This is a genomic window from Hyalangium minutum, assembly GCF_000737315.1.
GTDB classification, from domain to species: domain Bacteria; phylum Myxococcota; class Myxococcia; order Myxococcales; family Myxococcaceae; genus Hyalangium; species Hyalangium minutum.
Genome location: NZ_JMCB01000033.1, coordinates 18,169 through 31,965, shown reverse-complemented (window position 1 = coordinate 31,965; position 13,797 = coordinate 18,169). Strand labels below are relative to the sequence as shown.

The 13,797-nt window shown below is 68.1% G+C and carries 9 protein-coding genes; 4 read left to right on the top strand and 5 right to left on the bottom strand.

Going from position 1 to position 13,797, the window contains the following annotated elements; translation table 11 throughout:
- The first annotated feature begins 144 nt into the window (after positions 1-144).
- From alaS to DB31_RS43345, 4 genes are all read left to right on the top strand, one after another.
- On the top strand, positions 145-2,832 hold the full coding sequence (gene alaS / locus DB31_RS43360) for an alanine--tRNA ligase (protein ID WP_044199678.1): 2,688 nt from the start codon (positions 145-147) through the stop codon (positions 2,830-2,832).
- Positions 2,829-3,467, top strand: coding sequence for a DUF4352 domain-containing protein (locus tag DB31_RS43355; protein ID WP_044199675.1), 639 nt, complete (start codon positions 2,829-2,831; stop codon positions 3,465-3,467). Before alaS ends, DB31_RS43355 begins: the two co-directional genes overlap by 4 nt.
- Before the next feature lie 22 nt (positions 3,468-3,489).
- Positions 3,490-6,156: an Hsp70 family protein gene (locus tag DB31_RS46155; protein WP_044199673.1), complete on the top strand. Its 2,667-nt coding sequence runs from the start codon at positions 3,490-3,492 to the stop codon at positions 6,154-6,156.
- A 142-nt stretch (positions 6,157-6,298) separates the two neighbouring features.
- Positions 6,299-6,928, top strand: coding sequence for an outer membrane beta-barrel protein (locus tag DB31_RS43345; protein ID WP_044199670.1), 630 nt, complete (start codon positions 6,299-6,301; stop codon positions 6,926-6,928).
- A 21-nt stretch (positions 6,929-6,949) separates the two neighbouring features.
- Here DB31_RS43345 and DB31_RS43340 read toward each other — a convergent pair whose 3' ends face one another.
- The 5 genes from DB31_RS43340 to DB31_RS45845 all read right to left on the bottom strand — a co-directional run bounded on the left by DB31_RS43340 (position 6,950) and on the right by DB31_RS45845 (position 13,701).
- Positions 6,950-7,321: a DoxX family protein gene (locus DB31_RS43340; protein WP_240487279.1), complete on the bottom strand. Its 372-nt coding sequence runs from the start codon at positions 7,319-7,321 to the stop codon at positions 6,950-6,952.
- Positions 7,322-7,540: 219 nt separating this feature from the next.
- Complete coding sequence (locus DB31_RS43335) at positions 7,541-8,950, bottom strand: family 2B encapsulin nanocompartment shell protein (RefSeq protein ID WP_044199668.1); 1,410 nt, start codon at positions 8,948-8,950, stop codon at positions 7,541-7,543.
- A gap of 40 nt (positions 8,951-8,990) precedes the next feature.
- The gene (locus DB31_RS43330) at positions 8,991-10,397 is read right to left on the bottom strand and encodes a family 2B encapsulin nanocompartment shell protein (protein ID WP_044199667.1); all 1,407 of its coding nucleotides are present in this window, start codon (positions 10,395-10,397) and stop codon (positions 8,991-8,993) included.
- 60 nt (positions 10,398-10,457) lie between these two features.
- Positions 10,458-12,704 carry a family 2 encapsulin nanocompartment cargo protein terpene cyclase gene (locus DB31_RS43325; RefSeq protein ID WP_044199666.1) on the bottom strand — a complete coding sequence of 749 codons (2,247 nt, stop codon included), beginning with the start codon at positions 12,702-12,704 and terminating at the stop codon, positions 10,458-10,460.
- A gap of 175 nt (positions 12,705-12,879) precedes the next feature.
- The gene (locus DB31_RS45845) at positions 12,880-13,701 is read right to left on the bottom strand and encodes a TonB family protein (protein WP_169787172.1); all 822 of its coding nucleotides are present in this window, start codon (positions 13,699-13,701) and stop codon (positions 12,880-12,882) included.
- Positions 13,702-13,797 lie beyond the last annotated feature (96 nt).

Sequence of the window (13,797 nt, the reverse complement as noted above, 5' to 3'; positions counted from 1 at the left end):
GGAATGATCTCGGTGACTTCCCTACCTCTTCCTGCGGGTGGGAGGGACTCCCTGAGCCCCTAGGAGGCGCCCGGACGCCAGGCAGGCGGGGGACGGTCAGCAAGAACTCCTGCGAGGCGGCCTCTTGTGGCATATACCCACACCATGCCTTCCGCCCTTACCGCCTCCCAGATTCGCGAGGCGTTCCTCAAGTTCTTCGAGGACCGCAGCCATCGCCGCGTGGCCTCGTCCCCGCTCGTTCCCCAGAACGACCCGACGCTGCTGTTCACCAACGCGGGCATGGTCCAGTTCAAGGACGTGTTCACCGGCCGCGAGAAGCGCGACTACAGCCGCGCCACCACCTCGCAGAAGTGCGTGCGCGCCGGTGGCAAGCACAACGATCTCGACAACGTGGGCTACACCGCCCGGCACCACACGTTCTTCGAGATGCTCGGCAACTTCTCCTTCGGCGACTACTTCAAGGCCGACGCCATCGCCTACGGCTGGGAGTTCGTCACGAAGACGCTGGGCCTGGACAAGGCCCGCTTGGCCGTCACCGTGTTCAACGGCGAGGGTGGCATCCCTTGGGACGAGGAGGCCTTCGAGCTGTGGGCCAAGCAGGGCGTTGCGCGCGACCGCATCTACAAGCTGGGCCTGAAGGACAACTTCTGGGCCATGGGCGACACCGGCCCGTGCGGCCCGTGCTCCGAGATTCACTACCACCAGGGCGATGACATCCCCTGCGCCGAGGTCTCCGCTGGCCGTCCGTGCCAGGGCGTGGCGTGCGACTGCGACCGGTGGCTGGAGATCTGGAACCTGGTGTTCATGCAGTTCGAGCGCAAGGAGAAGGACGCGCCGCTCATCCCGCTGCCCAAGCCGTCCATCGACACGGGCGCGGGGCTGGAGCGCATCGCCTCCGTCGTTCAGGGCAAGCGCTCCAACTACGACACGGACCTGTTCCAGAGCATCCTGTCCAAGGTGAGCGAGCTGGCCGGCAAGCCGTACACCCAGGAGGACGGCGCCTCCATGCGCGTCATCGCGGACCACAGCCGCGCGGCCGCGTTCCTCCTCTCCGACGGCGTGCAGCCCTCCAACGAAGGCCGCGGCTACGTGCTCCGCCGCATCATGCGCCGCGCCATCCGCCACGGCTCGCTGCTGGGCCTGGACGAGGTGTTCTTCTTCAAGGTCGTGGACCGCGTCATCGAGCTGATGGGCGACGCCTACCCCGAGCTGCGCGAGAGCCGCACCTTCGTGCTCGAGAACACCCGCCACGAGGAGGAGTCCTTCCGCCGCACGCTCAACCGCGGCCTGAAGATGATCGACGAGGAGATCACCCGCCTGAAGGACAGCGGCGGCAAGGCCATCTCCGGCGAGGCGACCTTCTTCCTCCATGACACGCACGGCTTCCCGTGGGACTTGACGCAGATCATCGCCCGCGAGCGCGGCTACGACGTCGATCTGACCAAGTTCTGGGAGATCATGAACACGCCGCGCGGCGCGGACTCGGGCAAGCTCAACAAGGACAAGGCCGTCGGGGACGTGTACCTCAAGCTGGCGGATCGGCTGGGGACCACGGAGTTCCTCGGCTACGACGGCGAGGGCCACGAGGGCGAGGGCTCCGTGCGCGCCATCATCAAGGACGGCCAGGAGGTGGCCCAGGCCTCCGCGGGCGACAAGGTGGAGCTGGTGCTGGACCGGACGCCCTTCTACGGCGAGTCCGGCGGCCAGATCGGTGACACCGGCCGCATCACCGGCCATGGCGGCAAGGCCGTGGCGAACGTGCTGGACGCACAGCGCCCGGTCTCGGGCCTCATCGTCCACACCGTGGAGGTGAAGGAGGGCACGTTCAAGGCCGGCGACATGGTCCAGGCAGCGGTGGATGGTGAGCGGCGCAAGTCCATCCGCGCGAACCACTCGGCCACGCACCTGATGCACCGCGCGCTCAAGATGGTGCTCGGCGACCACGTGAAGCAGGCCGGCTCCGTGGTGGCGCCGGACTTCCTGCGCTTCGACTACTCGCACTTCGCCGTGCCCACGCCCGAGCAGATGGATCAGGTGGAAGACCTGGTCAACGGCTGGATCCGTGAGAACGCCGAGTCCCAGACGCGCATCATGAAGCTGGACGACGCGAAGAAGTCCGGCGCGGTGGCCATGTTCGGTGAGAAGTACGGCGAGACGGTGCGCGTCGTCACCGTGCACCCGCAGTCCACCGAGCTGTGTGGCGGCACGCACGTGAAGCGCAGCGGCGACATCGGTCTGTTCAAGATCGTCAGCGAGAGCGGCATTGCCTCGGGCGTGCGGCGCATCACCGCCGTCACCGGCGTGGGCGCCCTCCAGTACCTGCGCGAGACGGAGCGCGAGCTGCGCAAGGCGGCCGAGCTGCTGAAGACCACGCCCAAGGAGCTCTCCAAGCGCGTGGAGGCCACCCAGAAGCGCGTGAAGGAGCTGGAGAAGAAGATCGAGGAGGTCGCCGTGAAGGCGCAGACGGCCTCCAGCAAGGACCTGCTCGACCAGGCCCGCGAGGTGAACGGCATGAAGGTGCTGGCCACCCGCGTGGACCCGGCCGACGACAAGGTCTACCGCGGGCTGGCGGACCAGCTGCGCGACCGCATCCGCTCGGGCGTCATCGCCATCGGCGGCGAGAAGGATGGCAAGGCGCTCATCCTCGTGGCCGCGACCAAGGACGTGGTCGCCAAGGGCATCAGCGCGGGCGACCTCGTGCGCGAGATGGCCAAGGAAGTGGGCGGCAAGGGCGGCGGCAAGGCCGACATGGCCCAGGCCGGCGGCCCGGATCCGTCCAAGCTCCCCGCGGCGCTCGACAAGCTCTACGAGCTGATGAAGGACCGCGCATGAGCCCCCGCACCGCCCTGACCCCGATTCTCCTGGCGGCGGCCCTCGCGTGGGGCTGCACGAAGGAGGAGGCTCCGCCCCAGGAGGACCGCACGCTCGCCAAGCTGCGCGCCGAGGCGGACCGTGTGGGCAAGGGCGGTGCTGCCTCGGGCCCTCCGGCCCGCGCCCAGCAGGCCGACGAGGACCCCGACATGGGCCTCGCGGGACTGGCCACGGCCGATGAGGGCGCCTCGGACCGCAAGCTGCGGTTGCCGGACTCCAACGAGACGAAGCACGTGGACACCGTGGCCGTGAAGCTCACCGGCCTGGAGGCCTCGCACTCGGTGAAGGGCGGCAAGCTGAGCCTCACCACCGAGGATCAGTTCCTCCGCGTGCAGCTCGTCATGCAGAACGTGGGGCAGGCCCCGGCGGCACTCTCGCTCGATGGAGCGAAGCTGATGGATGCGGCCGGCAAGGAGTACCCGCTGGCCCGGGACGTCCAGATCGCCGCTGGGACACGCGAGCTGCGCCACACCTGGGCCCCGGAGGAGCGCTCCGATGTGGTGCTCTTCTTCGAGGTTCCTCCGTCCACCCTTGATGCGGGCCTGACGCTCGTGCTGCCAGCGACCAGCGGAGATGTCCGCCTCGCCTTGCGATGAGCTCCCCCTGAGGCGGTGAACGGTGACGGTCGCGCCCAAGCTCCTCCCGCTGCGCATCCGCCTCCCGTACACCACGGAGGAGGAGTTCATCGAGAAGTACGGCTCGAACGTCGCGCGCGCCGGTGTGTTCATCGCCACCAAGGCCCTGAAGGAAGAGGGCACCGCAATCGCCTTCGAGTTCGTCCTCGCCAACGGCGCTCGGCTGCTGCGCGGCGAGGGCGTCGTCGTCAAAGCGCAGGCCGAGGAAGGTGGGCGCTCGGGGATGAGCGTCCGCTTCGTGAAGCTGGATGCGCAGAGCAAGGCGCTCATCGATCGCGTGGTGGCGCTGCGCAGTGGGCAGCCGCTCCCGCCCGCCTCGGTGGAAACACAGGTCCCGGCTCCTGCAACCGCCCCGGTAAAGCCCCCCACACCGGTACCTGTGGAGGCCCCAAGAGCGCCTGCGCCACAGCCCCTGGCTCCGCCTCCGGGCATGGTCCGCCGGACGTCTCCGTCCCTCTCGGCTGCTGTGCCTTCGGTGGCCCCACCTCCTCCGGCAGCGGCGGCGCGTCCACCGCCTGCGGCTCCTCCGGCGACGGCTTCACCTACTCCCGCAGTGCCCCCACCTCCGGCTCCTTCCGCAGCACCTCCGGTTTCTCCCCAGCGCACAGAGCCACTTCGGGAGCCCAAAGCTCCCACGGTTCGGATGTGGTCCGTCCCCTTCACTCCGCCTCCCACCGGGACGCCTCCTCCGGCAGAACCCGTTTCCCCCACGGCGAAAGCCATCCCCCGTCCTCCGGTCGATCCGCTCCCCACGCCTCCGCCTGGGTTGGTCCAGCGCACGGCGGGCCCTGCCTCCGCCGAGCCTCCTGCTCGCCCTCCCCCTCGCCCTTCGGTTTCCATTCCCGCGATTCCCGCAGCGCCCCCTGCGGCGCCACCCGTGGCGCGTGCGCCTGCCGCTCCATCGCTCCCGCCCGAGCCGCGCACCGAGGAGGTTCCGCCGCTCGCACCTCTGCCTCCGGAGCCCTCTCGCACCGAGGTTCCCGCCGCCCCGTCCGAGGACTCTCGCCGTGTCTCGGAGGGCCGAGGCCGCCGGAGGACCGTGCTCGACATGCCGGTCAGCGCCCCCGTGGCTCCCTCCGCGCCCGAGGTCGTCCTGGGCATCGACCTGGGCACGACCCAAGCCCGTGTCGCTGTGTTCCACGAGGGCTCGGTCCGCCTCATCTCCTCGGGAGGCGTGGAGGCTCAGGGCCTTCCCTCCATGCTCGCGGTCGATGCCTCGGGGCAGCTCCTCGTCGGAGCGGCGGCCCTGGCCGAGGCCGAGCGAAACTCCCGCCACGCCGCCACGGGCCTCAAACGCCTGCTCGGCCTGCGCGCGCGCTCCCCCCGGCTTCGCAGCTTCGTGGGGCTCCCCTTCTCCGTCGCTGCCGACCCGCGCGGGGATGCGGGGGTCGAGCTGGGTGGGCGCGTCATCTCCCTGACCGACTTCGCCGCTCAGCTCCTGCGTGAGCTCAAGGCCAGCGCCGGCGCGTTCCTCGGCCGCGAGGCCACCCGCGCCGTGCTGTGCGTCCCTGCCTACTTCGATGCCCGCCAGCGAGCCGCCCTGCGCGAGGCCGGTGAGCGCGCGGGCCTTCAGACCCTGCGCGTGCTCAATGCCCCCGCCGCGGCCACGCTCGCGTACGGACATGGCCGGGGCCTGGCTCGCAAGCGCGTCCTCGTGGTGGACCTCGGCGGAGGCGGGCTCGAGGTCTCCGTCGTGCAGGTCACCGGCGATGACCTCGAGATCGTCACCACGGGCTCCGATCCGACGCTCGGCGGCATGGACTTCGATGCTCGCATCACCGAGGCCCTGATGAGCGACCTGCGGAACTCGGGCACCTCTTCGCAGGAGCCTTCGCTCGACTGGGGACCGCTGCGCGCCGCCGCCGAGTCAGCCAAGGTACGCCTCAGCGAGCAGGATGAGACACCCGTCCGCCTCCGCGAGGGACCCAGCCTCACCCTCAACCGCGAGCGCGTGGAGGCACTCACCGCGGATCTCGCCCAGCGCGTGACGGAAGCCACCCGCGAAGTGTTGGAGTCCAGCTCCCTCACCCCCCAGGGCCTGGATGCCGTGGTGCTCGTGGGTGGCCAGAGCCGGGCCCCGCTCGTCCGCCGGCGGCTCGAAGAGAGCCTCGGGGTGCCCGTACGCTCCGACGTGGATCCGCTCACCGCGGGAGCATTCGGGGCGGCGCTGCTGGGCCGCTCGCTGCTGGAGATCGACTCCGGCAAGCCAGGTGCCACCGTCTCGGATGTGCTCTCCGTACCACTCGGTGTGGCCGAGCGCGGGGGCACGCTCCGTCGCGTCTTCGAGCGCAACACCCGCCTTCCTGCAGACAAAACGCTCGTCCTGCCCGTCACCCCGGGACCGCTCTCGCTGGCCATCTTCCAAGGGGCTTCCTCCCTCGCCTCGGAGAGCGAGTACCTCGGAGCGCTCCACTTCCAATTCGAGCGCACGGGAGAAGCGGAGCTCCACTTCTCCCTTTCGCAGGACGGCATCCTCTCGCTGTCGGCCACCCTGCCCGGTGCGAAGCGCCAGCCGGTGACGCTGGCCACGGAGGACTTGGACGACACGGCCCGCGAGGCCCTCATCGCGCGCTCGCCCTTTGCCACCGAGACCAAGGAGAGCCCTGCGGGTCTCTTCTCCGGTCTGCGGAAGCTCTTCGGGAAGAAGTAGGCACCCGGACAGCCGGGCCCCTGAGGTGTGGCTCGGGCTCCGGGCACGCTCTCCATGCGCCGGAATGCCCGCTCTGGCACCGCTTCTTCCAACTGTGGACACGTGCCCAGATTCTTCCTGACTCACTTTCTGGGAGGTCACAATGAAGAACCGTTCGGTCGTGGGAAGCCTGGCAGCCGCCGCCCTGCTGTTCGCCGTTCCCGCCCTCGCGCAGGTTGAAGCCCAGGAGGTGGGAACGAAGCTCCACTACAATCCGGCAGAGGCGCAGGTGGGGCTGGATGTCCGCGTCGGTCTGGGAGGACTGACGGGCGCTGCGGGTGAGTATACGGGCACGGGCCCGCTCCTCGGCATCGCGGCCGATGCTCAGGTCTGGCCCGCGCTCGGAGTCGAGGTGGGCTACGAGGGGCAGCGCATCCCCATTGATGAGTCGCTCATCGGCTCTTCGGGCGAGGGCCTCTACCGCCACAACCTCGGGCTGATGGCCAAGGCGGGACCGCTGATCAACGACAAGTGGCGGCCCTTCGTCGGCGCGGGCCTGGGCCTGAGCTACATCAACCCCACGGACGGCGCGGACTTCCTCTATAAAAACGATATCGTCGAGGAGCTGCCGCTGGCGGCGGGCGTGGACTACAACTTCGGCACCATCTTCGCGGGGGCGAGGGCCAGCTACCGCCTGATGTTCGGCGAGAGCTTCGCGGAAGACGTGCGCCCCGGCCTCGACAACAGCGGCAATCTCTTCAACGCCAACATCACGCTGGGCGGGCGCTTCTAGCCCTGCTCCGCGCCTCTCCCGCTACGGCTTGTTCCGCAGCGGCACCAGGGCGCGGAGGCGCGGCTCCCGGAGCCACAGCCCGAGCCACAGGAAGGCAGCCAGGTAGACCGGGAACAGCACGTGGCTGAAGAGGGGGTTGCCGACGCGGACATGCGTCGCGATGGCGCCCCCGAGGTAGCCCGTCCAGAGAATGGCCCCCAGTACCGAGGTGCGCGGGAGCAGGTACACGGCGAGGCAGATCAGCTCGGTGATGCCCAGCCCCACGAGGACGCTCACCGGATAGCCCAGCTCGACCGTCCCCTTTACCGCCTCGGGGGTCTGCAGGAACTTGAACACCCCGTCGCCCAGCAGGAAGACGACCGCGAAACCGCTGAGAATGCGCCCCGTCCACAAAGCCGCCCTTGAAACCCGGGGCACCACAGCCGCAGAAGCCTTCGGGTTCTGACGCGAATCATTGAGGGCGAGGGGGGACGGCGAAGCAACGGAGCTGGCGGCCATGAATGCCTCCGAAAAGGTGGGTTCAAAGGCTTGGACTGGACCGGCCGACAAAAATCATCGGTCGCTCCGAAAAACCTTCTGAACCCACCTCCCCGGCCGCCGGAGGCCCGCCCGTCAGCGCCCGAGCTCGATGTTCTCCAGCACGCCCAGGGCGTCCGGAACCAGGACTGCCGCCGAGAAGTAGACGCTCACCAGGTAGGAGGTGATGGCCTTCTCGCTGATGTCCATGCGGCGCACCGAGAGGCTGGGCTGCACCTCGTCCGGGACTCCCGCGTTGTGGAGGCCGATGACACCCTGGTCCCCCTCGCCGGTGCGCATCACGATGATGGACGTGGTCCGCTCCGGGGTGATGGGGATCTTGTCGCAGGGCAGCAGGGGGACGCCGCGCCAGGCCATGAACCGGCTGCCGTTCACCTCGACTGGGGTGGGATAGATGCCCCGGCGGTTGCACTCCTGGCCGAACGCCGCGATGGTGCGCGGGTGCGCCAGGAAGAACCGGGACTTGCGGCGCCGGCTCAGCAGCTCATCCAGATCATCCGGCGTCGGCGGCCCGCTGCGCGGATGGAGGCGCTGCTTGAGATCTGCATTGTGCAGGAACCCGAACTCCCGGTTGTTGATGAGCTCGTACTCCTGGCGCTCGCGCAGAGCCTCGATGGTCAGCCGCAGCTGCTCCTGCGTCTGGTTCATCGGATCGTTGTAGATGTCCGCAACGCGGGTGTGCACGTTGAGGATCGTCTGCGCCACGCTCAGCTCGTACTCGCGAGGCCGGAGCTCGTAGTCCACGAAGGTGCCCGGCAGCTCCGGCTCACCCTTGTGGCCCGCAGCCAGCTCAATGGCAGCCTGCCCCATCTTGTCCTGGGGCATCTTCAGCCGCCGCTTGTAGACCTCGACGTGTGCGTTGAGCGCCGGGGACTGGCGGATGAGGGTCTCGAACGCCTGCTGCGGCAGCAGCATCACCGTGCACGGCGTGAGCGCCTTCACGGTGAACGGCCAGACGTCGTTCGACTCCACCACGGCCTGATCGCCGAAGTGGTCGCCGTCACCGAGTACTTCGAGGATGATCGGATCGCCGTACTTGCCCGTGCCCAGCTTGTTGGCCTTGCCGTGCGCCAGCAGGAACACGTGCTCGGCGGGCTTGCCCGCCTCGACGATCAGATCTCCGGTCTTGAACTCGCGCTGCACGAACTGGCGTGCCAGGGCGTCCAGCGTCAACGCCTCGGAGTCCAGGCCGCGCAGCAGCGGCAGCTTGAGCAGCTCCTGGGGGATGATCTCCACCTTGGCGCCGATGTTGCTGAAGTTCAGCCGGTCGTCCCCCACGGTATAGGACAGGCGCCGGTTGACGCGGTACGTGCCACCGGACACCTGGACCCAGGGCAGCATCCGCAGCAGCCACCGAGGGGAGATCCCCTGCATCTGTGGCTGCGTCTTCGTCGTCGTGGTCAGCTGCCGGGCGCCAGCGGTGCTGAGACTCAGCAGCTGTTCATCGGCATTTGGGGCACTGCCCGTGTTCACTGAGTTCGCCATGAGGTGTTCCTAACGTGTGGTCCGAGCCGTGGACGGCAGGCTAGCTGCGGCCGATCTCGACGCTCTCCAGGATGCCGAGCGCATCCGGCACGAGCACCGCCGACGAGAAGTAGGACGTCACCAGGTAGGAGATGACGGCCTTCTCGTTGATGCCCATGAAGCGGACATTCATGCTGGGCTCGATCTCGTCGGGGATGCCGGCCTGGTGCAGGCCGACGACGCCCTGGTTCTTCTCGCCCGTGCGCATCAGCATGATGGAGCTGGTGCGGCTCTCGCTGATGGGGATCTTGTTGCACGGGAAGATGGGGATGCCGCGCCACGCGGGAACCATGTTGCCGCTCACATCCACGCTGGTGGGGTAGATGCCGCGGCGGCTGCACTCCTGGCCGAACGCCGCGATGGTGCGCGGGTGCGCCAGGAAGAAGGACGGATCCTTCCACACGGTGGCCAGCAGCTCGTCCATGTCGTCCGGCGTCGGCGGGCCGCCGCGGGTGTGGATGCGCTGCTTGAGGTCCGCGTTGTGCAGCAGGCCGAACTCGCGGTTGTTGACGAGCTCGTGCTCCTTGCGCTCCTTCAGCGCCTCCACGGTCAGACGGAGCTGCTGCTCGGTCTGGTTCATGGGGTCATTGAACAGGTCCGCCACGCGCGAGTGGATCTGCAGCACCGTCTGCGCGACGCTCAGCTCGTACTCGCGCGGGGACGTCTCGTAGTCCACGTAGGTGCCGGGCAGCACGGGCTCGCCCTTGTGGCCCGCGGCCAGCTCGATGGCGGCCTGGCCCGACGTGTCCTGCTTCTTCTTCAGCCGGGCCTTGAAGTCAGTGATGTGCTTCTGCAGCGACGGGGCCTGAGCCACCACCGCCTCGAAGGCATCCTGCTTCAGGACGAGCACCGTGGCCGGAGTGAGCGCCTTGACCGTGAACTGCCAGTAGTCCTGCGACTCGAGCAGCGCCTCGTAGCTGTAGTGGTCGCCGTCCGCGAGCACATCCATCACCGTCTCGTCGCCGTACTTGCCCGCGCCGATCTTGTTCACCTTGCCGTGGGCGATCAGGCAGATCAGGTCCGCCTCCTTGCCCTTCTCGGTGATGACCTCGCCGGCCTTGTACTCCTTCTGGACGAAGCGTTCGGCCAGGGCCTGCAGCACCGCGGTGTCCTCGAAGCCGCGCAGCAGCGGCAGCTCGCACAGCTCCTGCGGGATGACCTGTACCTTCGCGCCCGTGCTGGTGAACGTCACCCGGCCGTCGCCGACGGCATAGGTCAGACGGCGGTTGACGCGGTAGGTGCCGCCGGACACCTGCACCCAAGGCAGCAGCTTCAGCAGCCACCGCGAGGAGATGCCTTGCATCTGCGGAACGGACTTGGTCGTCGTCGCCAGCTGGCGCGCCGCCTCCGTCCCAAGGCTCAGCTGCTGCTTCTCGGACTCCTCACTCGGCTTCACAGGATTCGCCATTGACGCATCTCTCCACTACGGGCTGAAGAAAGGGTGCTGCTGACAGTCATTGCTGAGGAACTACGGGTGGGTGAACAGCGACGCGATGCGCGCCGCCGAAGTGCCCAACCCCTTCGGAGCCGAGAACGTCCGCCCCGCGAGACGGCTGTTGATCAGCTCGAACTCCTTGTACCGGTCCACCGTCTGGTGCCACCGGAGCACGCCCGCCATCCACTGCTGGAGCTTCTCGACGTAGGCGTGCAGTTGCTCTTGCGTGGGGCTGTCCAGTTTGAAGTCCTCGATGAGGGCCGGCAGCTCGGTTTTGACGATGTGCTCGAACTGGCGCATGCGCGCGGTCATCAGCTCGTTGACCACCGAGGCCGCCTGCGCCTTGTCCAGTTCCAGGAAGCGCTGGACGACCAGCACCATGTTGTGGACCTCGCCCTCGAACTCGATCTCCTTCTGGTAGGAGAAGACGTCATTCGTGAAGCAGGCGTAGTCAGCGGCGGAGTTCTCGAGCCCCTGCATGGGCCGGGTCTTGAAGATCGCCGGAGGAATGCCTACATCCTGGGTCAGCCGCGCCAAGCTCATCGTGAGATCCGAGCCGAACGTCTTCCGGCGCATCTCCACGTAGTCCACCGGATCCGGCACGCGGTTCTGGCTCTGGTTGGCGAGCTCCCACAGCCAGCTCTCCGTCATGTCCATGATGGCCTTGCGGAACCCTCTCCGCGCGAACTCGGACAGCGGGCCGGCCGTGCGCGTCCACAGATCCGCCAGGCCCAGCTCCACTGGGTTGAGGGGAACCGCGGTCTGGGCCTTGGGATCTTCCGGCATGAACTGCACGAGCCGGGCGTTGAACACCTTCGCCCCCGCCATGTCGCGGGTGTTTCCGTACAGCGCCGGGAAGTAGTCGTCCGCGTAGGTGCCCCAGACCAGCCAGCAGGCGCTCAGGTCGAGCTGGGGACCGTTGGCGGCCGGGTGGATCAACGCACCACATAGGGCCACGTCCGCCACGTCGAACTTGTGATCGTCCCAGATGAAGACGCCCGGGTGGCCCGGCAGCGTCTCCAGCATGCCCATCCGCCGCGCCCAGTCCTTGGAGTTCCGACGTGCGGCGTCCAGGTGGGGGTTCACGTGCGTCGTGTACGGCATGTAGAACTTGGGCAGGACCGACGGGCCCACGGGCCGGCAGGGCACGTGCGTGTACTGCTTGATGCGTTGCAGTCCCAGGGCGCCCGGAGTGACGGGGATGCGCGCCCCGGAGATGCCAAGGCCCGAGAGGCCCAGGACATTCCCTCCGCCCGCACCGGCCTCCTTGTTCATGTAGCGGCTCGAGCGCATGTGCCACTCGTGGCCGCCGGACTGCCAGTCCTGAAGGCCCCGGACGTAGGTGAGCACCTGCGCCTGCTCGACCGGGTTCAGCCCGAACTCCGCGAAGAGCGAGGGCAGCTCCGTCACCACGGTGTTCTCGAACTGGTGGAGCCGCGAGGTGAGGATCTCGTTGGTCAGGTCCGCGGCACGCTGCGTCTCCACGCCCAGGAACTTCTCGAGCACCAGGACGCAGTTGGCGAGCTCACCCTCCTCCAGCTCCCGCTCGTAGGAGAACAGGTCATTGCGCAGGTGCACGCCGTCGGAGAACGTGTCCTTGAGCACCTTCATGGGCCGCGAGGCGGCGACCCGGTCGGGCACCTCCACGAAGACAGCGTGCTCCACGAGGTCCGCCGACCAGGGCGCTCCGCCCACCTTGCGGCGCATCTCGATGTACTCGATGGGGTTGGAGACGCGCTGCTCGCTGATGTTGGACAGCTCCCAGGTGGACTCTTCGAGCAGGGCCTTGGTGCTCTCGAAGAAGCGCTTGCGCCACTCCAGGGACTTGGTGGGGACAGTGCGCGCCCATAGGTCGATCAGGCCCCGCTCCACCGGGTTCTTGGGCTCCGGCGGGGGAGACATGTCCACCGGCATGAACGCGGGCAGCCCGTCGAGGTACTTCTTCGAGTTCACCCGATCTCGCGTCTTCTTGTAGAGCTCGAGGAAGTGGTCGTCGAAGTAGAAGACCCAGACGTACCAGTCGGTGATCAGATCCAGCTCGGGGCCCGGGCACTCGGGATGGGTGTACGCACAGAGCAGCGCGTAATCCATCGCGTCGAACTTGGCCTCGCTCCAGATGTGGGGGATGCCGCTGTCCTTGGGCGGATCGATGATCCCCATCTCGCGAGCCCACGCCTTGGAGTGCGTGCGGGCTCCTTCGAGGTTCGGGTTCAGGCGGGCCGGCCAGGGAACGTAGAAGTCAGGGAGCTTGAAGGGCTGCTTGGCGTGAGACTGGGCCATGGGTGCGCCCCCTGTTGCACGCAGCGCGCCAAACCCGGGTCAGCCTCACCTCCAGAGCGGGACCTCAAGCCCACTTGACATGTCAGATAACGAATATTTCCCGCTGACATGTCAGCGGCACGGACTGACATGTCAGCGCCCCGCATTGACATGTCAGCGGCACGGCCACGAGGCCTCAGTGGAGCCGGTAACGGAACGGCAACTCCAGGAAACAGGGACTGCCCAACTCCGGAGGCGGTGGAGGAAACGGCTCGGCGCTGCGCACCGTCTCCTCTGCGGAGTCGCACAGCACCGGATGTGGGCAGCGGCCGAGCAGCTCCAGCTTCAGCAGCCGCCCCTGGGAGTTGATGGACACGCGGAGCAGCACCTCTCCCGTGATGCCCGCTGCGGCCGCCAGGTGGGGATAGCGCACGCGCTCGAACCGATCCCGAATGAGCGCCTCCATGTAGCGCTCCACCCACGCCTCCCGCTCCTCGGGCGTGAGGGGTGGCGGCGCCGGTGGGCCGCTGGGGAGCATTCCTCCTGGGACGCCCCCCGTACCCTCACCCGCCCCCATCCCCTCCCCTGTGCTCAGCGCAACGCCCGTGAGAGCGACTCCGCCTTCGGCCTCGGAGCCACCGCTTGGGGCAGAGGGAGTGTCATCTCCCTCGGGAGTCTCCGCGGGAGCAGGGGGCGGCTCTTCGGCCTTGGGCACAGGTGCGGCCAGCGGCGCGGGATTCAGGAGGGAACGGACCTTGCGAGCCATCCTCCGCTGTGTGACGGCCTGCGCGGGGACGGCCGCCGCGGCCAACACGGACACAGGCCGAGCCGCCATGAGCCGAAGCACAGGCATGTCATGCGCCTCCGGCCGAACGGGAGCGCGCTCCGGCTCCCGCCGGTCCCGAGAGAAGAGCCCGACGGCCAGGACGTGGAGGGCGAGGACGAGCGGCACCACGCGCAGAAGCCGAGCGCGAAGCTCGGCCTGGTATGCATGGGCATCGAGGACAGAGGCGAACACCCCGGACCTCTCGCCAGCATCCCGCTGCATAGGCAGACCTCTCGCCGCTGGGCCCGGCCACGAGGTGCTCTGCCCAGAGCGCTATTCAAGAGCGGC